22 protein-coding genes and 1 pseudogene are annotated in these 25,839 nt (G+C 65.5%); 4 read left to right on the forward strand and 19 right to left on the reverse strand.

Annotated elements, in window-relative coordinates; all coding sequences use genetic code 11:
* A complete protein-coding gene (locus BQ7471_RS01260; protein ID WP_076463627.1) occupies window positions 1-693 on the forward strand; it encodes a potassium channel family protein in 693 nt (230 codons plus the stop codon).
* Here BQ7471_RS01260 and BQ7471_RS01265 read toward each other — a convergent pair.
* Genes BQ7471_RS01265 through BQ7471_RS01280 form a run of 4 tightly spaced genes read right to left on the reverse strand, consistent with a single transcriptional unit; the run spans window position 690 to window position 2,719 of the window.
* Window positions 690-1,367 carry a DUF3159 domain-containing protein gene (locus tag BQ7471_RS01265; RefSeq protein WP_076463628.1) on the reverse strand — a complete coding sequence of 226 codons (678 nt, stop codon included), beginning with the start codon at window positions 1,365-1,367 and terminating at the stop codon, window positions 690-692. The two genes, BQ7471_RS01260 and BQ7471_RS01265, sit on opposite strands and share 4 nt — an antisense overlap.
* Complete coding sequence (locus BQ7471_RS01270) at window positions 1,364-1,762, reverse strand: DNA-binding protein (RefSeq protein WP_076463630.1); 399 nt, start codon at window positions 1,760-1,762, stop codon at window positions 1,364-1,366. Before BQ7471_RS01270 ends, BQ7471_RS01265 begins: the two co-directional genes overlap by 4 nt.
* Entirely contained in the window at window positions 1,755-2,405 is a 651-nt protein-coding gene (locus tag BQ7471_RS01275) for a DUF3710 domain-containing protein (RefSeq protein ID WP_076463631.1), read from the reverse strand. The genes BQ7471_RS01270 and BQ7471_RS01275 overlap by 8 nt, the downstream gene beginning before the upstream one ends.
* Before the next feature lie 11 nt (window positions 2,406-2,416).
* The gene (locus BQ7471_RS01280; protein ID WP_076463633.1) at window positions 2,417-2,719 is read right to left on the reverse strand and encodes a DUF4193 domain-containing protein; all 303 of its coding nucleotides are present in this window, start codon (window positions 2,717-2,719) and stop codon (window positions 2,417-2,419) included.
* A 187-nt stretch (window positions 2,720-2,906) separates the two neighbouring features.
* Between BQ7471_RS01280 and sepH the strand changes: the two genes are divergently transcribed.
* Complete coding sequence (sepH, locus tag BQ7471_RS01285) at window positions 2,907-4,001, forward strand: septation protein SepH (protein WP_076463634.1); 1,095 nt, start codon at window positions 2,907-2,909, stop codon at window positions 3,999-4,001.
* An 18-nt stretch (window positions 4,002-4,019) separates the two neighbouring features.
* On the opposite strand, the gene BQ7471_RS01290 is transcribed toward sepH, so the two are convergent.
* Together BQ7471_RS01290 and BQ7471_RS01295 are read right to left on the reverse strand one after the other, a co-directional pair.
* Window positions 4,020-5,153 carry an alkaline phosphatase family protein gene (locus BQ7471_RS01290; RefSeq protein ID WP_076463636.1) on the reverse strand — a complete coding sequence of 378 codons (1,134 nt, stop codon included), beginning with the start codon at window positions 5,151-5,153 and terminating at the stop codon, window positions 4,020-4,022.
* Entirely contained in the window at window positions 5,146-5,679 is a 534-nt protein-coding gene (locus BQ7471_RS01295; RefSeq protein ID WP_076463637.1) for a DUF5998 family protein, read from the reverse strand. The genes BQ7471_RS01290 and BQ7471_RS01295 overlap by 8 nt, the downstream gene beginning before the upstream one ends.
* Window positions 5,680-5,738: 59 nt before the next feature.
* Between BQ7471_RS01295 and BQ7471_RS01300 the strand changes: the two genes are divergently transcribed.
* Window positions 5,739-8,216, forward strand: a complete 2,478-nt coding sequence (locus BQ7471_RS01300) for a DNA gyrase/topoisomerase IV subunit A (RefSeq protein ID WP_407922671.1) — start codon at window positions 5,739-5,741, stop codon at window positions 8,214-8,216.
* A gap of 23 nt (window positions 8,217-8,239) precedes the next feature.
* On the opposite strand, the gene BQ7471_RS11770 is transcribed toward BQ7471_RS01300, so the two are convergent.
* From BQ7471_RS11770 to BQ7471_RS01325, 6 genes and pseudogenes are all read right to left on the reverse strand, one after another.
* Window positions 8,240-8,368: a hypothetical protein gene (locus BQ7471_RS11770; RefSeq protein WP_268874450.1), complete on the reverse strand. Its 129-nt coding sequence runs from the start codon at window positions 8,366-8,368 to the stop codon at window positions 8,240-8,242.
* 152 nt (window positions 8,369-8,520) lie between these two features.
* A pseudogene (locus BQ7471_RS01305) lies at window positions 8,521-9,472 on the reverse strand (PfkB family carbohydrate kinase).
* On the reverse strand, window positions 9,465-10,922 hold the full coding sequence (locus tag BQ7471_RS01310) for a sugar porter family MFS transporter (protein ID WP_076463639.1): 1,458 nt from the start codon (window positions 10,920-10,922) through the stop codon (window positions 9,465-9,467). Before BQ7471_RS01310 ends, BQ7471_RS01305 begins: the two are co-directional and overlap by 8 nt.
* Before the next feature lie 277 nt (window positions 10,923-11,199).
* Entirely contained in the window at window positions 11,200-12,246 is a 1,047-nt protein-coding gene (locus tag BQ7471_RS01315; RefSeq protein ID WP_076464361.1) for an N-acetyltransferase, read from the reverse strand.
* A 20-nt stretch (window positions 12,247-12,266) separates the two neighbouring features.
* A complete protein-coding gene (locus BQ7471_RS01320) occupies window positions 12,267-13,205 on the reverse strand; it encodes a GNAT family N-acetyltransferase (protein WP_235821220.1) in 939 nt (312 codons plus the stop codon).
* A gap of 148 nt (window positions 13,206-13,353) precedes the next feature.
* The gene (locus BQ7471_RS01325; RefSeq protein ID WP_235821221.1) at window positions 13,354-15,378 is read right to left on the reverse strand and encodes a DNA gyrase/topoisomerase IV subunit B; all 2,025 of its coding nucleotides are present in this window, start codon (window positions 15,376-15,378) and stop codon (window positions 13,354-13,356) included.
* Window positions 15,379-15,621: 243 nt separating this feature from the next.
* Here BQ7471_RS01325 and BQ7471_RS01330 point away from each other — a divergent pair, with 243 nt between their 5' ends.
* Window positions 15,622-15,849, forward strand: coding sequence for a DUF7455 domain-containing protein (locus BQ7471_RS01330; protein ID WP_076463643.1), 228 nt, complete (start codon window positions 15,622-15,624; stop codon window positions 15,847-15,849).
* A 73-nt stretch (window positions 15,850-15,922) separates the two neighbouring features.
* Here the strand turns inward: BQ7471_RS01330 and BQ7471_RS01335 are convergent, their stop codons facing one another.
* The 7 genes from BQ7471_RS01335 to BQ7471_RS01365 all read right to left on the reverse strand — a co-directional run bounded on the left by BQ7471_RS01335 (window position 15,923) and on the right by BQ7471_RS01365 (window position 25,499).
* Window positions 15,923-16,888 (reverse strand): 2-hydroxyacid dehydrogenase, encoded by a 966-nt coding sequence (locus BQ7471_RS01335; protein ID WP_076463645.1) that lies wholly within the window; start codon window positions 16,886-16,888, stop codon window positions 15,923-15,925.
* 222 nt (window positions 16,889-17,110) lie between these two features.
* The gene (gene smc, locus BQ7471_RS01340) at window positions 17,111-20,626 is read right to left on the reverse strand and encodes a chromosome segregation protein SMC (RefSeq protein ID WP_076463647.1); all 3,516 of its coding nucleotides are present in this window, start codon (window positions 20,624-20,626) and stop codon (window positions 17,111-17,113) included.
* Between the two features lie 87 nt (window positions 20,627-20,713).
* Window positions 20,714-21,169 (reverse strand): nucleoside-diphosphate kinase, encoded by a 456-nt coding sequence (gene ndk / locus BQ7471_RS01345; RefSeq protein WP_076463649.1) that lies wholly within the window; start codon window positions 21,167-21,169, stop codon window positions 20,714-20,716.
* A 119-nt stretch (window positions 21,170-21,288) separates the two neighbouring features.
* The gene (gene dhaM / locus BQ7471_RS01350; protein WP_205408230.1) at window positions 21,289-22,029 is read right to left on the reverse strand and encodes a dihydroxyacetone kinase phosphoryl donor subunit DhaM; all 741 of its coding nucleotides are present in this window, start codon (window positions 22,027-22,029) and stop codon (window positions 21,289-21,291) included.
* Complete coding sequence (gene dhaL, locus BQ7471_RS01355; protein ID WP_076463652.1) at window positions 22,029-22,661, reverse strand: dihydroxyacetone kinase subunit DhaL; 633 nt, start codon at window positions 22,659-22,661, stop codon at window positions 22,029-22,031. Before dhaL ends, dhaM begins: the two co-directional genes overlap by 1 nt.
* An 8-nt stretch (window positions 22,662-22,669) precedes the next feature.
* Window positions 22,670-23,662 (reverse strand): dihydroxyacetone kinase subunit DhaK, encoded by a 993-nt coding sequence (dhaK, locus tag BQ7471_RS01360; protein WP_076463654.1) that lies wholly within the window; start codon window positions 23,660-23,662, stop codon window positions 22,670-22,672.
* Between the two features lie 88 nt (window positions 23,663-23,750).
* Window positions 23,751-25,499: a bifunctional folylpolyglutamate synthase/dihydrofolate synthase gene (locus BQ7471_RS01365; protein ID WP_076463655.1), complete on the reverse strand. Its 1,749-nt coding sequence runs from the start codon at window positions 25,497-25,499 to the stop codon at window positions 23,751-23,753.
* Window positions 25,500-25,839 lie beyond the last annotated feature (340 nt).

The following is a 25,839-nucleotide window of genomic DNA, read 5'->3' on the forward strand; positions in this document are numbered from 1 at the left end:
ATGAAGATCGTCATCGCGGGGGCGGGCTCCGTCGGCCGTTCCGTCGCCCTCGAGCTACTCGATCACGGCCACGAGTGCACGCTCATCGACAATCAGCCCGATCAGTTGCGCGTCTCATCGGTTGCCGACGCCGACTGGGTGCTCGCCGACGCCTGCTCTCCCGACGCTCTGCGCGACGCGGGGCTTGTCGATGCGGATGTGATGGTTGCGGCGACCGGCGACGACAAAGCGAATCTTGTCATCTCCCTGCTCGCCAAGACCGAGTTCGCGGTCCCCCGTGTCGTGGCCAGGCTCAACAACCCGAAGAATGAATGGCTCTTCGATGCCTCCTGGGGCGTCGACGTGTCGGTGTCGACCCCGCGCATCATGACCGCCCTCGTCGAAGAGGCCGTGTCCGTCGGTATCCCCGTGCGCCTCTTCTCCTTCAACAGCGCCGAAGTGTCGATGTACGCGATCGTCATCCCCGACAAGTCACCAATCGTCGGCTCCAGGATCTCCTCGGTGGTGCTTCCGCCCCACTCGGTGCTCACGTCGCTGCTGCGAGACGGCCGCCCTCTCACGCCCTCGCCCGATGACCTCTTCGAGGCGGGCGACGAGTTGCTCCTTCTGATCTCGGACCGGGAGACGACGGCGCTTGAGGCGCTTCAAGACCTTGTCGACCCACGGGCCGACGAGGAGGAGACCCCCGTCTAGCAGTCCTTCACGGCGCGGGAGGCGTCGGCGAATGGTCTAAGCCCCACCCATGTCGCCCAGCACGCGAGGGCGAAGAGCGGCAGACCGAGGATCAGTTTTGCCACCCCGAGTTCGGCAATCATCCCCGCCTGCCACAGGGGCAGTTGAACGCCGAGCCTGATCGCGAAGAGCCCGGCCCACATCCACGTGAGGCGGCGGCAGCGGATGACGAGCGGACGCCACTGCGGGTCATCGTGCCAGCCGTCGGACATCTGCCACACCATTGAGACGCCGAGGGCGACGACTGATCGTTTGACGACGATGGATGCGACGATGCCGACGAGGAAGACTGCTGCGGTGATGAGTCCCCAGGTGAAGTAATTCTCTCCGCGGCCTGATGCGGTCGCCCAGATGACACCGACGGCGACGCCGCCCAGGCCCGACAGCGCCTGGGTGAGGGGCTGTCGCTGGATGACGCGGATGAGGCACGCGATGAGCGCGGCAACGATCGCGGCGCCGCAGGTCCACCACAGGTTGTGGGTAGTGATGAATGCGATGACGAAGACGAGTCCGGGCAGGAGGGACTCGACGACTCCCCTCCGTCCTCCGACGGCGGCGCTCCACGAGAAGGATTCGTCGTCGAGGCTCTTAGCCCACGCGGGAAGCGGGCTCTGACGGGGGGAGGGGTCGCTCATAGGGACTCCGTCGCGATGATTCGGTACAGCGGGTTGATGATCGTGAGATGGTCGCCCTGGTATCCGGCCGTTCCCTCGACCTCGATGTGTTCGCCTACCGACAGTCCGGGGATGTCGTTCCTCCCGGGCCAGCGCAACTCGATCGAGGCGGTCCCGTCGTAGAGGGTCGCAATAAGCACTTTCGCACCTGTGGCGGGCGGGTAGGTCATCGACATGAGAGTGCCGAACAGGGTCACCCGCTGACGGTCCTCGACTTCGCGGATCGGGATCGTCCCTCGGCTCAGGCGGGTGCGCTCCTCGTCTTCGGCTTCATCCTCCTGACGCGAGTCCTCCTGCCAGTGGGACAGACGCGCGCGCCACCACGACGCCAGTCGCTCAACGAAGCCCTCAGACATTGGGGACTTCCACCGCCGCCGTGGGCACGTGGATCGGGAGCAGGTCGAGGCGCGCCCGGGGCTTGTCATCACGGACGATGACGATCCTGTCGATGATCTTCTCGATCTCCTTGCCCGCCTCGGCCGATTGGGCTGCGGGACCGAGGATGTCTATCCTCGAGAACCACCGTGGCCCTTCACATCCGATGATCCGCATGCGTGACGTCGCCTGGCGTCCGTCGGGCATCTGAACGGGGACATCCGCGTAGAGTTCGTCGCCGTAGCGGCCCTCGGTCTCGGTGACCGTTGCGCCATCGGATTCGAGGCCCTCGCGGATCTGAGCGCGCACTTCGTCCCACACACCGCCCGAGCGGGGCGCAGCAGCGGCTGAGATCTGCACGCCGGAGTCGCCTAGGACAAGGAGGATCTTCAGGACCGTCTTCTTATCGTCGGCGACTTGGGTGCGTAGTTGCATGCCCTTGACTGCGGGCAGGAGGATCGCACCCATGTCGATGTAGCCGACGGAGGCGTCAACCTCGGCCGCGGAGCGCGGTCCCGGGGTCTGCCACAGGGGATGGTCATCGTCGAGGCGCGGAAGACGCTCCTGGGCGGAGGCGTCGACTGGGTCGATTGTGTCGTTGGTCTTCTTGGATCGTCCGAACATGACCCCTGGCCTCAGCCCGCGCACTCGGTGCACACGGGAAGACCGGCGTCATCCGTGTAGGCGAGTTGTGACGTGTGGTGGACGAGGAAACAGCTCGAGCAGGTGAATTCATTGTCCTGGCGGGGCACCACGTGGACCGTGAGCTCCTCCTTGGACAGGTCGGCGCCGGGAAGCTCGAAATTCTCGGCGGCCTCGGTCTCGTCTTCTTCGATCTCCGCTGAACCGGCATCGTTGCGACGCGATTTCAGTTCTTCGATCGAATCCTCTGCGACGTCATCGTCGTGTTTGCGCGGTGCATCGTAATCGGTCGCCATTGTTGTTCCTTCCCACGGGTGGGAACTATTCCCCGATGAGGGGAACCGCCCCCGTGTTGGTGTCCAGCGCAGGGAGGATAACACTTGTAGAGGGCAAATGCTATTAACTTGGGACACGCGGCGGCCACAGGCTTCTTCGAACGCCCGCATTTGAGACGATTCGGCTGATACCCACTAGGAGGTGCCCATGATCGAGCTGGAACTGCTCGGCGTCGGAGGCGACGGAGAATCACTCGTTTTCACCGATGTTGAAGGCGAGCGATACCGGATTCAGATCACTGACGAACTCCGCGGGGCGATCCGTCGCGACCGTCCGCGCATCGAGTCGGCGCCCGACCTCGCCACGCAGACCCTGCGCCCGCGGGACATCCAGGCGATGCTCCGAGCGGGCATCACCCCCGAGGAAATCGCCGCTCGTCATGGCATCGATATTACAAATGTCACCCGTTATGAGGCGCCCATCGCAGCGGAGAAGGCTTACGCCCTCCAGCGCGCATTGACAACCACCATTGGCGCCTCCGCCGACGGTCCCGCAATGGGGGATCTCGTCGTCGATCGACTCGCTGCAAGGGGCGTCGACCCATCCTCCTTGTCGTGGACGGCGCAGCGAGAGGCGAATAATCCGTGGCAGATCTGCCTCACCTTCGTCCAGGGGGCAGCCGAGCGGGGCGCGCACTGGCTCCTCTCCCCCCAAGGCGGTCTCGAAGCAGTCGATCAAGAGGCGCAGTGGCTGACGGAAACCGTCGCCTCCACCCCGGCGGCCTCGATCTTCACTCCCCTACCAGTCCAGGATCGCGTCGGCGCCGATGATGACGATGCCGACGCCCGTGAAACCCTCATCGACCAGTTGAACGCCGCACGCGGCAAGCGCCAGGACATCGAATACGATCTCGACGAAGGCGAAGAGATCCCCGATGATTTCCCCTCCCCGCTCAAGCCCAACAAGTCCCATGATTCGGCGTCCGAGTCGATTTCGGCGCGCATCTACTCTCTCGCGAACGCCCGTACGAAGGATGACGAACCCGAGTCCGTGGCCAGTGACTCCCCGGCGGAGCCCGATGCTACGGCGTCGACGGACACGACCTCCGCGTGGATCACACCCCCCTCTGAGCGACCCGCGCCTGCGGTGCCCGTTGCCGAAGCCGACTCGGAGTCGTCGGATTCTGATGCTCTGCCGGGCATGGAGTCGCTCGCCCCGGCTCAGTCCTCAAAAAAGTCGAAGTCGCGCCGCCGATCAGTCCCCTCCTGGGATGAGATCGTCTTCGGCGCCAAGCCCCAGTAGCGGGAACAGCCTCCGCGCTCAGCTCAGTTGGACCAGGGGGATCCGCATCTCCTCGGGGGTGAGCGACCCGTGGACTCCGGGCATAGCAATCGCCTTGTCGCTCTGTGTCCTCGAGTCGACGATGCCGTAGCGCCCGCTCATGAAGACGAGGGCGTCTCCGACGGCGTCGAGTCCGGGGCCCTCACCGAGAAAGGGCGCCAGTTCGCCCCGGGGGATCACTGCGCCGCGCTCCCCGAGAAATTCGGTCCACCGGTCGACGACCCCCTCGGCGCAGTCGGGCAGGGCGTGGATGTGGGCGGCGCGGGTCTCCCCCGCCACGATGCGCACGCCTTCGCGCAGAGCCGGAGTCGATGCGACATCAACGAGGTCCGAGCCCGATACATCGACCATCCCGTGATCTGCGGTGAGCAGGGTTGTCACGCTGGTGGGCAGGCGCCGCAGCAGTTGCCCAAGCCCCCGATCGAACTCTTCGAGTGCATCGGCCCACTGGGTCGACTGGACTCCGTGCCCGTGGCCCTCATGATCGATATCCGACCAGTACAGGTAGACGACGCGGGTGCCTGCTCGCAGTTCGTCGAGGGCGGCGCCGCAGCGCTGGTCCCACGAGTAGGCGCCGACGTGGCGGGCGCCGCGCAGGGCCGCCCTCGTCAATCCGGAGCCCGCGAAGGTCGGCGGAGATACGACCGCCGATTCGACGCCCGCAGTGCTGAGTCGCTCGAAATGCGTGGGGCACTCCTGCCAGGACTCGGGCGCGGGCCCGTCCTCGAAGGCGAGGAGGTTCATCACCGAATCCCCGCGCGCGACGCAGTAGCCGACCATGCGTGTGAGCCCGGGTTCGCGTCCCGTGCCCAGTGATGTGATGGCGGCGGCAGTGGTCGACGGGGCGATCGTGTGGATCGATGCGATCGAGTCGCGCATCGCCCTCAGTGTCGGCGCATGTCCGAAATGGTCGATCAGCGGGTGGTAGCCGAGCCCGTCGACGAGGATGATCAGCAGCTGTGAGCCCGTCGATTCGATCCTCAGAAGGTCTTTCGCGGCGGTGTCGCCTCCGGGGAGGCCCACTGCTGCAAGTCCCGCACCGACGATGTCAGTGATCCGCGGATCGCCGGGGCAGGGAAGATCCATCCACTCGGCCATGCGCGTCTCAGACATGAGTGCTCACGAGTCGAGTGAGGTGGTCGACGAAGAGTCTCGCCTCGTCGAGGAGGTCCGCGCCGTCGGCGGCTGCGGAGACGCGGATATTGAGGTCATCGGGGAAGGAGGTCGCGGAGTACCCGTGGTCCGCCTGACAATTCGGATCCTCGCAGTGGGCGGGTTCGATCTCGGTGCGGCTCATGCCGCCCAGGTTGACGGACATGGTGAGTTCGCTGAGCGTTCCCCCGCTCTCGGGTTCGTCCCACACCTCCATCGTGGATACCGCGCCCACTTTGGAGATCGGGTAGACAGCGGTTCCCACGCTCGCTCCTACGTTCTCCAATTCGTCGACGTGGATGTGTACGAGGACGGAATCGGTAATCGCGGCGAGGGTGAAGTGACGGAACATCGACCCGTGATCGAAGGCGGCGTCGAGTTGGCACACTGATGCGACGGGTTCAATCCCGGCGAGCGCCCTGCGCAAAGCAGTCGAGATTATCCGAGGAAAGAAGCCCGTATGGTCGATCCGATCCCAAGTATTCACCCCCTCATTGTGCCCGCCTTCGGCGTGGGAGTCGAAATAGAGCGCGGATCAGCGACATAATGCCGCTCATGTCGCAGAAGGACCGGACCTCTCCCCTGCCCGATCAGGACGAGAACATCTCAGAAATCGATGTCTCCAATGAGATGCGCGCATCCTTCCTCGAATACGCGATGTCCGTCATCTACGCGCGCGCCCTGCCGGATGCGCGCGACGGCCTCAAACCGGTGCAGCGGCGCATCCTCTACCAGATGGATCAGATGGGGCTGCGCCCGGACAAGGGGCATGTGAAGTCCCAGCGCGTCGTCGGCGAGGTGATGGGCAAGCTCCACCCACACGGCGACTCCGCCATCTACGAGGCACTCGTCCGCCTCGCACAGCCCTTCAACCTGCGCGTGCCCCTCGTCGACGGACACGGCAACTTCGGCTCCCTCGACGACGGCCCCGCTGCCGCGCGTTATACGGAGGCGCGCATGGCGCCCGCGGCCCTCGACCTCGTGATGGGGCTCGACGAGGACACCGTCGACTTCGTGCCGAACTACGACAACCAGTTCATGCAGCCCGAGGTACTGCCCGCAGCATTCCCGCAGCTGCTCGTCAATGGGGCGTCCGGCATCGCCGTCGGCATGGCGACCAATATCGCCCCCCACAACCTGTCGGAGACCATCGCCGCTTCCATCCACCTCATTGAGCACCCGCAGGCGACGACCGCGGACCTCATGCGCTTCGTACCCGGCCCAGATCTGCCCGAGGGCGGTGTCATCGTCGGCCTCGACGGTATCAAAGAGGCGTATGAGACGGGGCGCGGCGCATTCAAAACCCGGGCAAAAGTCTCAATCGAGAGGGTCACTGCCCGCAAGATGGGGCTGATCGTCACGGAGTTGCCCTACATGGTGGGCCCCGAGAAGGTCATCGAGAAGATCAAGGAGAATGTCAACGCAGGGCGCCTCAAAGGCATCTCCTCGGTTCAGAACTACACGGACCGCATCCACGGGCTCCGCCTCGTCATCGAGGTGAAGAACGGATTCAGCCCGGAGGCCGTCCTCCAACATCTCTATGCGCGCACGCCTCTGGAGGATTCCTTCTCCATCAATGCGGTCGCCCTCGTTGATGGCCAGCCGCGCACCCTCGGGCTCAAGGAGATGCTCAAGGTCTTCGTCGCTCACCGTCTCGATGTAACGACGAGGCGCTCGCAGCACCGACTCGGCAAGTGCCGGGACCGTCTCCACCTCGTTGAAGGTCTGCTCATCGCGGTCCTCGACATTGATGACGTCATCGCGATCATCCGTTCCTCCGACGATGTCGAAACGGCGAGAACGCGCCTCATGACGGCTTTCGACCTGTCCGAGGTCCAAGCCAATCACATCCTCGAATTACGCTTGCGCCGCCTGACGAAGTTCTCCCGCATCGAACTTGAATCCGAGAGGGACGAGTTGGAGCGCAGAATCGCGGACTTGGAGGAGATCCTCTCCGATCCCGCCGCTCTGCGCTCCCTGGTCGTCTCCGAATTGCGCGACGTGTCGGCGCGCTTGGGCACGCCGCGGCGCACTCTCTTGATGTCGGCAACGGGCGTGGAGCAGAGCGCCTCGGCAGGGGCTCCACTGGCCGCTGCCCTCCCGTCGGTGTCGAAGTCCGGCAAGGGCATGGAGCTTCAGATCCCCAACGATCCCTGCATCGTCGTCTTGACGGCTACGGGCGGTCTCGCACGAGTGGACGGAGCAGAGCCCCTCGAACCGGGTCCGCGCGCCCAGAGCGACGGGTGGAGGGCGCAGTTGTCGTCGACGGCGCGCTCCCAGGTCGTCGTCATCACCGCGGATGGTCTCGCCCACCGCCTTGATGTCGTCGATCTGCCCGGGCTGCCGCGCTTCGATACGGGGCTCTCCCTCGCGGGGGCGACTCCGGCGTCGCTGCTCCTGCACACTTCTTCGCCCGCCATCGGCCTCTTCGACCCCGAATCCGATGTCATCATGGCGATGGCGACGACGAAGGGCGTCGTCAAGCGCCTCAAGCCCGATGTGCTCGCCCGCGACGAGTGGGAGATCATCTCCTTGGAGGCCTCCGACCGCCTCGTCGGCTGTGCTCCGAGCAGCGACCGCAGTGAATTCGTGTTCATCTCCTCCGATGCTCAGCTGCTGCGCACGAGTGCTGCTAATGTCCGCCCGCAGGGGCGCACCGCCTCGGGCATGGTGGGCATGAAACTGTCGCCCGGCGCTGAGGTCATCGGTTTTTGGGTGGTCGACGCGATTGATGATGCTGTGGTCGTCACGGTCGCAGCGGCGCAGGGCGCTCTGCCGGGAACCGGGCAGACGACGGCGAAGGTCACACCTTTCTCCCTCTACCCGTCGAAGGGCAGGGGCGGTCGGGGCGTCCGCGTGCAGCGATTCCTGCGCGGCGAGGATCGGCTCGACATCGCATGGGTGGGCTCGCGCCCAGCTCGCGCCGCATCCGCGGATGGCTCTCCTGTAGATCTTCCCTCAGAGGACGAGCGCCGCGACGCCTCCGGCTCCCCCATCGTCTTCACCATCGCAGCTTTGGGCTGAGGGGTGTCGTCCGTTCGCGGAGACTAGATCTCCATGGCGTACAGGCGGGACTGCCCGACTGTCGTGAACCCCAGGTAGTCATATACGGCGAGGGCGCCCGAGTGGTTCGCCGACCCGAGGCTCACCTCGTGGGCGAAACCCAGGGACGCCACCGGGCTGAAGCACCGTGCCCGCCTCGGCTGGAAAACCCCTTCGGCAACGCGTCGCTGACTGATCGCACCGAGCGGCGAGCGCGAAAGGGCGGGCGCGCAAAGGGGGCGGGGCGACCGATCACGGCCCACCCCACCCCCTCACTGGGGATGTTTCAGCCCCGCAGGTTCTTGCTCACCGCCAAGATGGCGGCCACCTCCTCCTTCGTGGGCGAGTACGCGCCCTCGTGGTAGACCGTGATCCCCGAGGTGATGATCCCCCGGTGGATGGCGGGCATCAGGTCGGCCCAGCGCGCCTCGCGCAGTCGCTGCTTCGCCTCCGCGCTACCCAACAGGTCCGCATCGACCAAGCCGGAGATGAGGCCCGCCATGAGCGAGTCCCCCGCCCCGACGGTGTCGACCAGTTCCACGTCTAGGGGATCCACGACCAGCATGTCGCGCTCGGCAGCGGTCTTGATGTACACCCCCCCAGGGGCCCCGCGTGCACAGCACTAGGGCGGGTCCGGCCTGGCTCCACTCGCGGATGATCTCCTCGACCGGGCGGCCCGGGTAAAGCCACTCGAGGTCCTCGTCGGACGCCTTGACGACGTCGGACAGGGCGACGATGGCCTCGATCTGGGGGCGCACCTCGTCGGGGGTGCCCAGCAGAGCCGGGCGGATATTCGGGTCGTAGGAGACCGTTCCGTGGATGGCCTGCCGCTTGACGGCGGCGAGCACCTTCGCGCCCCCGGGTTGGAACGTCGCCGCGTAGGACCCGGTGTGCATGTGGCCGACGCCGTCCTGGTTGGGGATGACCGGCACGTCCCACAAGACGTCGAACTCGTAGGTGGCGCGCGCCTTCTCGTCGATTGTCGCGTGGGCAACCGTCGTGAACTCGGCGCCGTCGGAGCCCTCGACCAGGGTGACGCCCGCCTCCTCGGCGTGGGCGCGGACCTTGTCACCGCGCTCGTCGCGGCCGAACCACGTGGCCAGCTCGGACTCGTGGCCCAGGCGGGTCAGGCCCGCCGCCACGTTGAGCATCGAGCCGCCGACGACCTCGACGGGCGCGGTATTGGGACGGTTGATCTCATCAATGAGCGCTTCACCGATGTTGAGGATCCTAGTCATCGCTCAACCCCAGCTTCTCTTCCATTTCTTCCAGCGGAATGCCCTTGGTCTCGGGCATGACTTTCAGGACCCAGAGTAGCTGGCCGACCATGCACAGGAAGAAGATTCCGAAGGCGAAGCCGCCACCGAGGCTGTCGGTGAGGACGGGGAAGGCGTAGGTGGTGATGAAGGCGAAAGTCCAGTGCGTCAGGGAGCCCAGCGACTGGCCGCGCCCGCGCACGCGGTTGGGGAAGATCTCTGAGATGAACACCCAGATCACCGAGCCCTGGCCGAAGGCGTGGGATGCGATGAAGCCGAGCAGGCCGATGAGTACCAGCCACACGGCGGCGGCGCCGGTGACCGCGCCCGCCTCGTAGGCGAACATCATGCCCGCGAGGAAGCCCAGGGACACCAGGTACCCAATGGAGCCGACGATCATGAGCTGGCGGCGGCCGAGCTTGTCGATGACGGTCAGGGCCGCCATCGTCGCAATGAGGTTCATGAGGCCGACGACCACGGAGGCGATGTAGGGGAAGGCCGCGCCGAAGATCGCCTCGCCGCCGGCGAGCCTCATGACCTTGGGGGCATAGTAGAGGATCGCGTTGATGCCGGAAAGCTGGTTGAACATCGCGATGCAGAAGGCCATGAGAATGACCTTGCGGTAGCGGCGCGTGAAGAAGGGGACGTGCCCGGCGGCGCGGTCCTCGGCCAGCTGGTCGGCGATCTCCTTCATCTGCTCCTCGGACTCCTCCGCGGAGTTCGTGAGGCGGGCGGAGATCTCGCGCGCCTGGTCCTCGCGCCTGTGGGCGAAAAGCCAGCGCGGCGTTTCGGGGACGGACATGAGGAAGATCAGGAAGAGGACTGCGGGCACGGCCATGACGCCGAGCATCCACCGCCACGCGGTTTCCTCGTGGACAATCTCGCGGATGATCGCGTTGGAGGCGTAGGCTAGGAGGATACCGAAGACGATGTTGAACTGGACGAGGCCGACCAGGCGCCCTCGCACTCGCGCGGGGGCGATCTCCGCGGTGTAGATGGGGGCGACGACCGAGGACATGCCCACGCCGATGCCGCCCAAAAAGCGGAAGACCATGAAGAAGGTGATCGGGAAGGCTGAGGAAGCCGTCATCGAGCCGTCCGCAGCGGAGATCAGGGTGGGCGTCGGGGCCAACGCAGTGGCGAGCGCGCCGACGCCGAAGAGGACGCCGATGCAGAAGAGGATCGGCTTGCGCCCATGGCGGTCGGCGAGGCGGCCCGCGATGATCGCTCCGAAGATCGTGCCGATCGTGGCGATGGCGACGATCATGCCCTCTCCGACGGAGGAAAGCGCGTAGAGTTCTTTGAGTTTCTCTTCGGCGCCTGAAATGACAGCGGTGTCAAAACCGAAGAGCAGTCCGCCCAGGGAGGCTACAATAGCGCTTCGAATGACAAGCGGCGAAGTCTTTGACTGCGATGTAGACGACGTGGTCATACATGTCTCCGTGTCGATTAGTGACGGGACGCGCGGGGACTCGCGCATCGAAATCCTCGTGAGAACATGGGCGATTCTTCTGTGATGGTAGACATACAACAAACACCGGCGCCTGTGACCTGACTCACCTTATCAACCAAATAGCAGCGCTATTGACCGGTTCCGCGCCGTTTATCCCAGAACATGAAGTGATTCACATAATGGTCGTTAGCGCTGTCAACGTCCACGAAGTGAGCAGATAAGGACCAAAGTCGCAAGTGGCGCCGGGCGAGGCCGCTCAGACGTCACGGGCGTACAAGCGGGTCTGCCCCACTGTGCGGAAACCCAAGTAGTCGTAAACGGCTAAGGCCCCCGAGTGGTTCGCCGACCCGAGGCCCGCCCCAATGCGGTCCATGCCGTCGCGCGCCATCGCCCGCATCGAGGCGATGATGAGGGCGTCGACCGCGTGGGTATTGCGGTACTCCTCGAGGACGCCCATCTGATCGATGTAGCCCTCCTTCCAGCCGAGGGCCGCCCAGTCCTGCACGTAGCGGGAGGCGAGGAGGAAGCCCCCGACTCGGGGACGGTCCCCCGTGCGGTCAATGACGAGGAAAGACCATTCGGGGACGAAAGCGGTGCGCCCCATCAGCCATTGCTCTCTCGTGAGCGGGGGGCGGCCCCATTCGATTTCGGAGAGGCGATTCGAGGCGTGGCGGGCGGGTTCCTCCCATTCGGAGGCCCACGGTTCAATACTCAAATAGCGTCTGAGTTCGGGTGCTTTGGGGATGTCCGTCAATTCGGTGCGCAACTCGTAGTAGGTGCGCGCCCAGTGGAATCCGCGGGCCTGGAGCTGCATCTCGAGGTCGTCTTGTCCGGCTTCGACATACATGGAGATGAGGGCGCGCTCGGCTGAGGGAATTTCGGCGAGCATCTGACGCGCTGTGCCCTCTTGCCATTCGACGAGGGATCCGCCCAATCCGATGCGGCGGAAGGACGGGTCGACCCCTCCTTGGCACATGCATTCGATCTGGTCGTTTTGACGGATCACGACCTGCGCGAAGGCGACCATCCGCCCCGCTGCGATGCCCTTCGTCGCGATCGCGCAGACACCCCGCCAGGAGCGATTCGACTCGAGCATCTCGGCGACCTCATCGGCGGAGGTCCGATACGGGGGGTTGTCCTGCGCTTCAATGCGGGCGATGAGTGATGCCATGAGGTAGCGGTGAGCGGCTTCGAGCGGCTGCCAGACGATGCCGTGATGACTGTCGGGGGCCGAGACCTCTCGTGGTGCCGCTGCGCGCACAGACAGGGGGGTTTCGCCTACGACGGGGTCTGCATCATCCATGTGTTCCCCCTCCCCTTTCCTCATAGCTCAATCGTGTAGTAAACCTCTGCCCTTTCGTCGACGAAGCCGAGATGCTCGTAAATGCTGTGCGCATTCGATTCGCTCCTCGTGTCGACGTCGAGGCCGATGCGGCTGATACCGCTCGCCGACGCCGCCGCAACGGCCGCACTCAGCAGTGCGCTCGACACCGAGTGTCCCCTATGGGGCGCGTCGACGCCAAGAAGAACAACATACGCCTCAGTTCTTCCCGTCGACGCCCAACGCTCGGCGGGGCGTGCCGTCAGAGCATACCCGATCACATCGCCATCGGGGCCGAGGGCCGCGAACGACCACCTCGGGTCGAGTTCTCCGAGGGCCTCGTCCCACCAGAAAGCACGGAAGTCGGGAAGGGAATGATCGCGGAAGACCCTCATATGCAGGTCTTTGACGTCGAAGGGATCGACCTGCCCCCATGGGATGATCGTGTAGTCGCCGCGCGGAGCCATGGGGGTTTCGGAACCCTCGAGATCGCGGTACATCACCTGGAAGATGCGCGTGGCGTAGAAGCCTGCGGCGATATAGAGTCTACGCCGATCCGTCATATGCGCATCGACGACATTCGAGATGGAGGCCGGGATGTCGGCATCGGCACCGAAGGCATCGACGAGCATCTGCCGGGCGCGGCCATCTTGCCAATACAGCAGCGCCCGTCCCAGGCCGCGCCCTCGCCAATGGGGCAGGATATAGGCGTTGACAACCGCATTCGCCGATTCTTCAATGCTTCTGAGGATTCGGACTGTTCCGACTGCACAGATCTGATGATCGGCGTCAATGCCGACGATGGTCTCGACCCAGTCGCGTCCCTTCTCCCCTTCGATCATGTCGGCGACATGATCGGCGCTGATACGCTGATGCGTGTCGTCCGCGGCTTCGACGAAGCGGATGAGGTCGTATACGGCGGGCGCGTCGGAGGCGATGATGGGCCGCCACCGCAAACCCAGATGCACCCCCGGATAGGCGACGGACGCGGGCGGGGATAGTCGCTGCGCAAGTCCAGTCATGACGTCCATCATACTGGGTACCCGGGCCTTAAGTCGCACACTGCCGTCAGGAGTGCGCCGGGCGCCCTCAGGCGTCGATGCGCTCCCTGTCGAGGGCGGCTGATCCGTCGACGATGAATTCGCGCCGTGGGCCGACGGTTGAGCCCATGAGCAATTCGAAAACTTCCTCCGCCTCCCTGAGGGATTCCTCATCCGCCAATGTGATCCGGCGCAAGGAGCGGTGGGCGCGATCCATGGTGGTCTCCGCCAACTGGTCGGCGTCCATTTCGCCCAGGCCCTTGTAGCGTTGGATCGGCTCTTTCCAGGTGCGGCCCTGTTTGCGCAGTGTCGCAAGCGTCCGGTGGAGCTCATCCTCGGAGTAGGTGTACACAAACTCGCGGGGCTTGCGGCCCCTCGCCATGACGTCGATGCGATGCAGGGGCGGCACGGCCGCATAGACGCGTCCGGCCTCCACCATGGGGCGCATGTAGCGGAAGAAGAGTGTGAGGAGCAGCGTACGGATGTGGGCGCCGTCGACATCGGCGTCCGTCATGAGGACGACTTTGCCGTAGCGCGCTTGTTCGAGGTCGAAGGTCCTTCCCGAGCCTGCACCGATCACTTGGATGATATTCGCGCATTCCGCGTTGGCGAGCATGTCCGCAGTCGATGCCTTCTGCACATTGAGGATCTTGCCGCGTATGGGGAACAGTGCCTGGTACTGGCTGTTGCGCGCCGCCTTAGCGGTGCCCAGCGCCGAGTCGCCCTCAACGATGAACAATTCGGTCTGCACGGCGTCTTCGAGACGGCAGTCGGCGAGTTTCGCGGGCAGCGACGAGGTTTCGAGGGCGTTCTTCTTGCGGGAAATCTCCTTGTGGATGCGCGCCGACACGCGCGCCTTCATTTCGCCTGCGACCTTCTCCATGAGCAGCGATGTCTGCTGCTTGTCGTCGCGCTTGGAGGAGGAGAACTTCTTGTCGAGCCACTCGGACACGACTCGGGCGATGACGGCGCGGATCTGGGGGGTTCCGAGGACTTCCTTCGTCTGCCCCTCGAATTGGGGTTCGGGGAATCGCACGGTAATGACGGCGGTCATCCCCGCCTGGACGTCCTCTTTCTCGGGCCGCCCGTCTTTCGCCCCGATTTTGAGTTTTCGTGAGTTCTTGTCGATGTGAGCGCGCAGCACCTTGAGAACCGCCTGGTCGAAGCCCGCGACGTGGGTCCCCCCCTTGGGGGTCGCGATGATATTGACGAATGATCGGATGCGGGTGTCGTAGCCGATGCCCCAGCGCAGGGCGCAGTCGACTTGGCATGTGCGCTCCACCTCGGTCGCTGCGAGGTGGCCGGAATCGGGGTCGAGCGCCTGCACGGTTTCGGTGAAGGTTCCCTCTCCGGTGATGTGCCAGGTGTCGGTGACGGGTCCGTCGGAGGCGATCCAATTCGCGAAGTCCACGACTCCCCCGTCGAATCGGAAGGACTCGTGCAGTGGCTCGCCGCCGCGTTCGTCCCAGCAGTTGATGGTGAGTCCGGGGACGAGGAAGGCGGTCTGGCGTGCGCGTGCGAGCAGATCCTCCCAGGAGAATCCCTCCGTCGAGGGGAAGATCTGGAAATCCGCCCAGAAACGGACCCTCGTGCCTGTGACGCTCTTCTTAACCCTCTTGACGGTTTTGAGGCGAGAGGAATCGGTGAATGCCGTAAAAGGAGAATTCGGGGTGCGCTGCGCGGAGTCGTCGAACTCGCCGGGTTCTCCGCGCCTGAAGCACATCTCCCAGGTCTTCGCCCCCCGGTCGACTTGGACATCCATGCGCGCCGAGAGGGCGTTGACGACGGAGGCGCCGACTCCGTGGAGGCCGCCGGATGAGGCGTAGGAGCCGCCTCCGAACTTCCCGCCCGCATGGAGCTTCGTGTAGACGACTTCGACGCCGGATAGCCCGACCCCGGGGACTTCGTCGACGGGAACGCCGCGGCCGTTATCTGCGACCGAGGCCGAGTGGTCGGGGTGCAGCCGCACGTCGATGGTGTCGCAGTAACCCTCGAGGGCCTCGTCGACGGCGTTGTCGATGATCTCCCACAGGCAGTGCATGAGTCCGCGGTGATCCGTCGAGCCGATATACATGCCGGGCCGTTTGCGCACCGCTTCGAGCCCTTCGAGGACGGACAGGTGGCGCGCTGAGTAGTCGGAGGCTGGTGGAGTCACCCCGATATTTTAGGGGGAGCGTCCAGCAATTGCGGTGCAGGCCCGCCGAGGGCGCGCATGTAGACATCCCATGGTTCGGGATCGACCGGGGCGAATTGCGCCAGCGGTGAACATGGCACCTCCGGATGGGCGTTCGACGCATCGGTGGTGTGTGATGGAGTCATGACTGCTTCGACTCTCGTCCGCCCCGCGAACACTCCGACTCCTCAGTTGACGGCCGCCGACCGCTGCGATCAGTGCGGTGCCCGTGCATGGGTCCGCGCAACGATGTCGTCGGGCTCCTGCCTCTACTTCTGCGCTCATCACGCAAACCGCAACATCGAGGCCTTCATCAAGCAGGGCGTGGAGCTTCTCGATGAGCGTCACCTCCTCCTCGAAGACGTGGACTGACCCTCCTCCTTGATCGCCTCGGCGCCTCCGGATGTCACATCCGGAGGCGCCACAGTACGACAGGAGTGTTGTATCAGGAAACCGGGGTGAGGGGCGCGCGCCCGCCGAGAACGGCGATGACATTGTCGACGGCGAGTCGGCACATGTTGTCACGGGTCGCCTCTCCGGCGGATGCCGTGTGGGGCGTGCAGACGATGGCCTCGCGTTTGAAGAGTTCCGGGTTGACATTCGGCTCGCCCTCGAAGGTGTCGATGCCGGCGCCGCGCAGGTGGCCCGAATCGATGGCGTCCATGAGTGCCTCTTCGTCGATGACTCCGCCGCGCGCGCAGTTGATGAGGTAGGAGCCCTTTTTCATCTGCGCGATCGTCTGAGCGTTCATAAGATGACGGGTGGATTCGAGGAGCGGCACGTGCAGGCTCACGACATCCGACTGGGCGAGCAGGTCCTCCTGGGAGACGATGTCGACGCCCGCGACGACGTCGCCGACTGAGCGGGTCGCGTCTGAGGCGATGACCCTCATGTCGAATGCGGCGGCGCGTTTGGCGACGGCCTGTCCGATCCGTCCGAATCCGATGATGCCGAGGGTGGCACCCGCCGACAGGTCGAGTCCGACCATCATGCGCGGGCCCCAGATCCACTCATTGCCCTCGTGGAGGAAGCGATCGGCTTCGACGATGCGGCGGCAGGCCGCCAGGATGAGGGCGAATGTGTGGTCGGCGGTTGCGCCGTCGAGGACGCCGGGGGTGTTCGTAATGATGACGCCGTGGCGCTTAGCCGCGTCGAGGTCGATGTTGTCGAATCCGACGGCGACATTGGCGACGACTGTGAGCTCGGGGCCGGCTGCGAGGAAGAACTCTTCGTCGATGCGCTCGGTGAGGGTGACGATCGCGGCGTCCTTGCCCGCGACCCTGGCGAGGAGTTCGTCGCGCGGGGGTGGGGCGACCTCGCCGATATCGAAGGCGACGCCCTCAATGGCGTCGAGACCCTTGTGGACGGTGTCGGTGAGCAGCCGGGCGATGTAGACGTTCTTCTCGCTCATGTCATTCCATTCGCTGTGGGAGGTAACGGGTATTCGTAACGGATCCATCCGGATCACGCGGCGTTGCGCGAGCGTGCGCGTCGACGGTGACTGGTGAAGCGGATCTGAATTCAATACTAGCCACTATTGACAACTGTTAACAGTTCTTTTGGGGTAGTCACCACTTTCCCACATTTGCAGTTCATCGGGCGGATGCACGTGCGCCGAGCTGTACTCGCGCACTCACGCATCGAGGCGCTGTGATACGACGGCCGTCACCCCATCGCGCATCGTCACCCCATAGAGGGCATCGGCGATCTCCATCGTCCTCTTCTGGTGGGTGATGACGATCAGTTGGGATTCCTCGCGCAACTCGGTGAAAATCGTGAGCAGGCGAGACAGGTTCACGTCATCGAGGGCGGCCTCGACTTCGTCCATCACATAGAAGGGCGAAGGCCGCGCCTTGAAGATCGCCACGAGGAAAGCGATCGCTGCAAGCGAGCGCTCCCCGCCTGACAGCAGCGACATGCGCTTGACTTTCTTGCCCGCGGGCCTCGCTTCGATCTCAATACCGGTCGTCAGCGGAGAGTCGGGATCCGTAAGCACCAGATCCCCCTTACCGCCCGGGAAGAGGACGTCGAAAGTATGGATGAACTGGTCGCGAGTGTCGATGAACGCCGACGTGAAGGCCTCTTCGACGAGGCGATCGACATCCGCGATGATTGTCAATAGATCCGCCTTCGACTTCTTGAGGTCTTGCACCTGGGAGACGAGGAACTCGTGGCGCTTCGACAGGGCGTCGTGTTCTTCAAGGGCGAGCGGGTTGACACGGCCCAGACGTTCGAGTTCGCGCGTCGCAGTGCGCAGCGCCGCCTCCTGCTCGGAACGCACATAGGGGGTGACCGCCTCGGGATCCGCCTCATCGTCAGGGTCCGACGGGAATGACGGGATGAGATTGTGGGGCCCGAACTCTTCAATGAGAGCATCGGGTTCGATAGACAGTTCCTCAAGGCTGCGCCGCTCGAATTCCTCGACTCGCAGCTGCATCTGCGTGCGAGCGATCTCATCGCGCTGCGACTCCCCTGTCACCTCGGCCAGTGCCTCGTTGAATTCGTCGAGTCTGCGCCGCTCGTCAACGATGAGTTCGGCTGCACGGGAGCGCTCGGCCTCGAAACGGCTGCGAGTGTGTTCCGCCTCCTCAAGGGCAGTCGCCGCGGCCTCCAGCGCCGCCTTCGCCCAACGTTCGGCATCGCGGGCCGTCGCGAGATCGCGCAGGCGCTTCGCCTCTCGTGCCGCGAAACGCTGGCGCTCCTGCCTCTCCCTGGCGGCCTGGGACCGCAGATGACGGACCCGGGATTGAATATGACGGGATTGCTCTTCGATCGCCCGCAGTCCCAGTCTCGCCTGGGTCTCCGCCTCGCGGGCGTCACGCGCCCGGGACTGTGCCCCCGTCGCATTGTCCTGCGCCGTGTCGAGGTCCTCCGCCGGTGCCGTCCCGGCGGACTCGTCGAAGCGGGCGCGAGCGGCCTCGACCCGCTGCGTCGCCCATTCGACCTGGTCACGGGCGCGCTGTGCATTGGTCACGGCGCGCTGCGCCTCCGCCTGTGCGGCTTGGAGGGCCGACTGTGCGCGCGCAGCGTCCTGAGCGAGCCGCGCCTTCGCCGCGTCCTCGGCGCGCAATTCGCGTAGCGCCTCATTCGCCGCCCTGACGGCACCGTCGAGGACGGTGTTCGCCTCGGTGAGTCCATCGGCGAGGCGGTGCATCGCCTGCTCGGCATCCTCCGCCTTCGCGACGGCCTCCTCGAATTGGGCGTGGATCGCGATCATTGAGTCCGAGGGAGTGCCGGTGCCCGAGGCGCTGGTCGCGCTCAGCACATCGCCCTCGCAGGTTGCGACCGCGTGCACCCCCTCCGAGGCGAGCAGGAGGTGCGCCGCGTCGAGGGAATCGACGATGACCACGCCGTCGAGGATCCTGGTGATGACGCCCGCGACCTCGTCCTGCGCGGTGATGGAGTCGATCGCCCAGCGCCCCTGGGGGAGGTTCCCCCGTTCGCTCTCGACAGTGCTCTCTGCCCGGATCAGCATCCGCAGTTGGCCACTCCCTTCGCGGTGGCTGCGCTCGAGCTGTTCGATCGCGGCAGTGAGGTCTTCGATGAGGACGGCGTCCGCGAAGTGGGCGAGGATCGCAGCGATCGCATTCTCATCCCCCGGCGTGACCCGCATGAGCGTCGGGACGTGCCCGATGACGCCGTCATGCCCGAGCAGTCCTGCCGTGTCGTCGGCGGGGGTGAGCATGGAGGCGAGGGCGTCTCTTCTCGCCTGCCAATGCGCTGCCGTGGCACCCGCTTCGCGTTCGGCGCCGAGAAGCTCATCGACCCGGGCTCTCGCCTCGTCGCGGGCCTGCACTGCGCGCGCATGGGCCTTGGCGGCATCGGAGTCCGCCTCGGTGGGCATGGGCGCCTCATCGGCCTGCGCCTTCGCCCGCTCCAGCCTCTCCTGCGCTTCGACGGAGGCAGTCTGCGCCCGGTCCGCCTCCACGATCGCCGCGTCGAGGCGCGACTGGGCAGAGGACACGTCACCAGTGAGGCGCGCGACGGACTCCCTGTGGTCGGCGATCACTCGATTCACGCGAGACAGTTCACGGGCAGCGGCGTCGTCGGCGCGTTCGGCCTCTTCCTTCGCGCGGGTTGCTTCGGCGAGGGCGGTGCGCGCCTCCTCTACGCGTTCGAGGAGTGCGGCCTCTTCCCGCCCGGCGTCGAGGGCGCGCTGGTCGAGTTCATCCGGGTCGTCCCCGTTGGGCTCGGCAGTCGGTGAGGAGAGATTGCGGACCCGCTCGCCTGCCGCCATGAGGGTGCCGCGGAGCCTGCCGTGCAGGGTCGTGAGTTCCTGCCACTGCTCGGTGGCGCGTTCGAGTGATGGGAGGGACTGCCTCTCGCACTCCTCCAGTTCCTCGAGTGCCGCTCGGGCGGCGCAGATCTGGTTGTCGAGGTGCTGACGGCGCTGGGCGAGCACCGATTCATTCGCGCTGTGCGAGAGGAGGCGGTCGCGGGCAACGACGAGGTCGTCGGCGAGCAGACGCGCCTTCGCGTCGCGCACTCTCGCCTGGATGATTGACGCCTTGCGGGCCGCTTTCGCCTGTCGGGCGAGCGGCCCGAGCTGGCGATGTATCTCCTGGGTGAGGTCGAGGACGCGCACGAGGTTCGCATCCATATCGGTGAGCTTCTTCAGCGCCCTCTCCTTGCGGCGGCGGTGCTTGAGCACGCCTGCGGCCTCTTCAATGAAGCCGCGCCGCTCGTCGGGAGTGGCACCGAGAATCGCATCGAGCTGGCCCTGACCGACGATGACGTGCATCTGGCGACCCATGCCGGTGTCGGAGAGCAGTTCTTGAATGTCGAGCAGACGCGCGGGCGTCCCATTGATCGCGTACTCGGAGCCGCCCCCTCGGAAGAGGGTGCGGCTGATCGTCACCTCGGTGTAGTCGATCGGCAGCAGTCCGTCGGAGTTGTCGATCGTAAGGTCGACCTGTGCGCGTCCGAGGGCCGCTCGCCCCGATGTACCCGCGAAGATGACATCCGACATGTTGCCGCCGCGCAGCGATTTCGCACCCTGTTCACCCATGACCCACGCGAGGGCGTCCACGACATTCGACTTTCCCGAACCATTGGGGCCGACGACACAGGTGATCCCAGGTTCGAGGCGAAGCGTCGTCGCACTCGCGAAGGACTTGAAGCCCCGCAGCGACAAGGTCTTGAGGTGCACGGTCCCAGGATACGCGGTAACTGCGCATATCCCGGCCACACGCCGCCGGGCGTCATGCCGTGGTCGGGCTTGCGACGAGCGGGCGGGTCACTCCCCTGTGAGCTCGGGGAACCACAGGGCGATCTCACGTGCGGCGGATGCGGGCGAGTCGGAGCCGTGGACGATGTTCTCCATGTGCTCGCTCCCCCAGTCGCGCCCGAGGTCACCGCGAATGGTACCGGGCGCCGCGAGCGTCGGATTCGTCGTCCCCATGAGAATCCTCATGCCCTCGACCACGCGGTTCCCCTCAACGGCGATCGCGACGACAGGACCGGAGCTCATGAATTCGAGGAGGCCGGGGAAGAAGTCGCGATCCTTGTGCTCCGCATAATGCTGTGCAAGCAACTCCGTCGATGCCCGCAGCACTTTCAAGCCCGCGATGACATAGCCCTTCGCCTCGATGCGGCGCAGGATCTCACCCGTGAGACGGCGGGCGTACCCATCGGGCTTGACGAGGATGAGGGTGTGTTCCTTGTCCGGGTCGAGGAGCGCTGGAGTCGACATAGTCGCACCTTCCACATTGACGGCATCGCACGAACATCATGCCTGAAATGATGTCGGCGCGCATCGTGCATGACACATGTGCACACGATCGCGCCGAGAGGTCCATCGGTGACGCGCGCTCAGCGCCCCTCGATCTGATCAACGAGGGCGTCGAGAGCCTCTTGAGCCTGCGGGCCGCTCGCACGCAGATGCACCGTGTCGCCCTGCACGAGGCCGAGCGTCATGATCTCAAGGAGGGAAGCGGCGTCGACGCCATTGGCGCTGACCTCGGCGTCGAAGCTGCCCGCGAGGCGGGCGAGGAGGGCGGCGGGCCTGGCGTGCATGCCCACCGGATCCGCGATGACCGCTGTTGCCTCCAAGAACTCCTCGGGCTCGGATTCGGCCTCATCGGAGGCGTCCGCATCAGAGGGAAGCGCGTCGGGGGTAACCACATCGGGGGCGTCCGCTGTCCCGCCATCGACGTAGTGGGCGCCGACGCCCCGGGCCGCGGCCGCGACCTCGTCGAGGCTGTCCCCGACTTGCGCGCGCACCGCGGCGGCGACCGCCCCCTCGACGAGGGGCGCGTCGATGAAGCGCAGTCGATCCGGGTCGTCGGCGAAGTCGAGGACGGATTCGACGGTCATCGTCGCGGACCCGAGATCCGTGAGGATCACGACGCCCGCCCCCTCCTCGTCGTCAACGGATTCCAGGGCTGTGGTGACGGCGGCATCGATACGGTCGAAGGAGGTTCCGATTCCGCCCTCGTCGGTGCCGCCTGCGGCCTCGAAGCGCACATCCGGGGCCATCTGGCCCGCAAGCTCGACGACCCCGCGGGCCAGAAGATCCGAATGGGATGCAACGACAAGTGCGACGCGCACCATCAGGACTCCTCTGCTGCGACGAGTGCCTGAGCGAGGATGAGGGAGGAGGAGACCGCCCCCGGGTCGAGGTGGCCCTTCGACCGCTCGCCCAGGTAAGAGGCGCGTCCCTTCGTCGCCTGGAGGGGCTCTGTCGCGGCTGCGCCCGCGGCTGCCGCCTCGGCCGCTGCGGCGAGGACGGCGATGGGCTCGGCGCCCGCCTCAGCAGCCTCAGCGGCGGCGTCGGATGCCGGGCCCCACGCATCGACCATGGTCTTCTCACCCCTGGTCGCCTTGCCGCGCGCCTGAATGCCCTCGAGCGCGGCGGTGATGAGCGCGGCGAGGCTCTGCGATGTCAGGCCCTCGCTTCCGGCGGCCTTCGCCGCTCGCAGGAACGCGGTCCCGTACAGGGGGCCCGCCGCGCCGCCGACCGTCGACATGAGGGTCTTCGCCGTGACTTTCAGGACGTCTTGGACGCTTGACGCGCCACCCGCCTCCAATGCGGCCATGACCTGCGCGAACCCCCTGTCGAGATTCTCGCCGTGGTCGCCGTCCCCGATTTGACGATCGAGGTCGATGAGGTATTCGCGCTGCTCGGCAATCGCCTGTCGGGTCAGTTCCATCCAGCGCATCGCCCATGCGGCATCCAGAGCCATCTGCGTCCTCACTTCCAGGCCGGGGTGTTCACCGGCGCGTCGAACAGATCGAGCAGCTCATCGTCGACGCGCAGCAGCGTCACTGAGACGCCGGGCATCTCCAGGCTGGTAACGTAGTCGCCGACGAGGGCGCGAACGATCTCCACGCCGTCCGCCGCGAGCAGCTGGGCGAGTCGGCGGTGGCAGATGTACAGCTCAGAGGAGGGCGTGCCGCCCATGCCGTTGACGAGGGTGATGACGCGCTCTCCCGCCGTGAGACCGAGATCGTCGCGGACCTTCGTGTAGAGCTCTTCAATGAGGGCGTCCGCACTCTCCATGGCGCCGCGCCGGTATCCGGGTTCTCCGTGGATGCCGATGCCCAGTTCAATCTCGTCCTCACCGAGGTCGAAGGACGGCTTGCCCGCGTGGGGCACCGTGCAGGGTCCGAGGGCCAGGCCCATGGAGCGCATTTGGGAGTTGACGTGCTCGGCGACGGCGGTCACCGCGTCGAGGTCGTCTCCGCGTTCAGCGGCGGCTCCTGCGATTTTCTCGACGAAGATCGTGCCGGCGACGCCCCGGCGCCCCGCAGTGTACAGCGAGTCCTCGACGGCGACGTCGTCATTGACGACGACGCTGCGCACTTCGATGTCGTCCATCTCCGCCATTTCGGCTGCGGTTTCGAAGTTGAGGACGTCGCCCGTGTAGTTCTTCACGATGTGGAGGACGCCCGCGCCGTGGTCGGCGGCCTTCGTCGCTTCGAGAATCGGGTCGGGGGTCGGCGAGGTGAAGACGGCGCCGGGGACGGCGGCGTCGAGCATGCCCTCTCCGACGAAGCCCGCGTGGAGGGGTTCGTGGCCAGAGCCCCCGCCGGAGATGATGCCGACCTTGCCGTCGGCCTTCGGGTTCTTGCGGGTGACGTAGTCGGGGTCGAGGTGGACGTCGACGATGTCGGCGTGTGCGAGTGCGAATCCTTCCAGCGTTTCCTTCACAACGCTGTGAACGTCGTTGACCAGCTTCTTCATGGTGCCTCCTTGCATCGGTGCGTGGTCTGCCACGACCAATGGTGCCACCTCGGTGCACGTTCAACCACTCATTTGGAAGGGTGTGCAGTCACTCCGCCTGCTTTCCGGCCAAAGATAGCAGATGACCTGCGAGAACAACCGACCCGAAGACGATGACGCCGGCCTTATCCGCGGGGTCCGTCGTTGCCTCGGCGAGCTGGGCCGCCAGGTCCACCGCGTCCGCAAGGGATTCGCATGCGTCGACCCGGTCCTCGCCGAAGACATCGGCGGCGATCCGCTGCAGCTCGCGGACATCGGCGGCCCTATCCCCCGGCATCTGCGTGACGACGATCGAATCGAGGTGCGGCTCCATTTCGGCGAGCACTGATTCGATGTCCTTGTCCGCCATCGCCGAGTAGACGCCAACGGTGTGCGCGAAGGGGAAGGACTCGTCAAGGGCGCGGGCCAATACCCGGGCTCCGGCAGGGTTGTGCGCGGCGTCGGCGATGATCGTCGGCGAATGGCGGACGACCTGGAGGCGCCCGGGTGAGGTCGCCGCCATCATGCCGCGTTCGACGATGCCCCCGTCGAGTTCGCGCCCTCCCATGAATGCTTCGACGGCGACGAGGGCGGCTGCGGCATTGTGCGCCTGGTGCTCGCCGAAGAGGGGGACGAAGACGTCCTCGTATACGGCTGCGGGGGTGCGGATGGTGACGAGCTGACCGCCCACGCCCATCTGGCGGTCGAGGACCTCGAAATCGCGTCCTTCGAGACGGACGACGGCGTCGACTTCGCGCGCGCGCGCAAGGAGGATGTCGAGAGCCTCGTCGGGTTGGTCGGCGATCACGACGATCTGGCCGGGTTTGATGATGCCCGCCTTCTCCATCGCGATTTCGGCGATGTCGGAGCCCAACCACGACTGGTGGTCGCGATCGATCGGCATGATCACGCTCACCCCCGCGTCGAAAACGTTCGTCGCATCCCATAGCCCGCCCATTCCGACTTCCACGACGGCCGCGTCGACCGGGTAGTCGGCGAAGGCCGCGAAGGCCATGACGGTGAAGACTTCGAAGAAGGACAGGCGCGGCCCGCCCTCGGCTGCGGAGTGCTCATCGACCATGTCGATATAGGGTGCGATATCCTGCCATGCGGCGATGAATCCCTCGCGACTGATGGGGGCGCCTTCGATGCTGATGCGCTCGCGAGCGTCGAGCAGGTGCGGGGAGGTGAACCTGCCGGTCTTCATGCCGAAGGCGGTGAGCAGGGAGTCGATGATCCGGGCTGTGGAGGTCTTGCCATTGGTCCCCGTGATGTGGATGGCCGGGTAGGCGTTCTGGGGGTCGCCGAGGATGTCGAGGACTGCGCGGACCCGCTCGGTGGAGGGCTGGACCGAGTGTTCGGGCGCGCGGGCGACGATCTGGCGGTAGATGGTGCCGACCTGCTCGTCGAGGGCGACACTGTTCGCGGCTCGGTCGAGGGATGCTGCGTGTTCAGGGCGTTCGGCTTCTTCGTCGGCGGCGTCGGAGGCGAACTCATTGTCGTAGTCGCCGTCTTCGATCTCGGCGAGGATGGAGGGGTCGGGTCCGAGTAGGAGGGATTGTTCGACGAGGACGCGCAGTGCGGCGGCGCGTTCAGCCTCGGGATCCGCATTCATCCCGTCCATGCCAGTGATGTCGGTGAGGGCGAGTTCGTCGGGAGCGTCGGCCTCTTCGAGGTACGGGAGGAGATCAGCGGGGATGGTGCCGGGCAGGTCCTCGTGGTACTCGTCGTGCTGGTGCTGCTCGCGGTGCTCATGAGCATCCGTCTTCTTGCTCTGCTGCTGGTCGTCACCGAAAAATGCGGGGTGCTCGTTTGCCATTCGTTCCTCCCGGAATCTTTCCCGGGGTCCCGGGACGCGAAAGCCGATTCTATCCCGGCACGCTGCATCATGGCTCACCGCCCGGGTGCGTGGGTGCCTGACGCGAGATGCACGCTCCCAAGGCTTGGCACCGCACCTGTGCGCCTTACAGCCACAAGTCGGACCCTCACGGCCCTTCTCCCCGGCAAACGATCGCATTTGCCCAGGTCACAAGCCGGGATTCACACCATTTCCCCTCTTCTCGTCCGACTTGTGCCCACCGAGGGATCCAGCACCCACCCTCAGAGCGGGACTGCGACCCCCAATTCGTCCAACTTCACCAACCAAATCCGGCCAACTT

The organism is Actinomyces mediterranea (assembly GCF_900155595.1).
Classification (GTDB): domain Bacteria; phylum Actinomycetota; class Actinomycetes; order Actinomycetales; family Actinomycetaceae; genus Pauljensenia; species Pauljensenia mediterranea.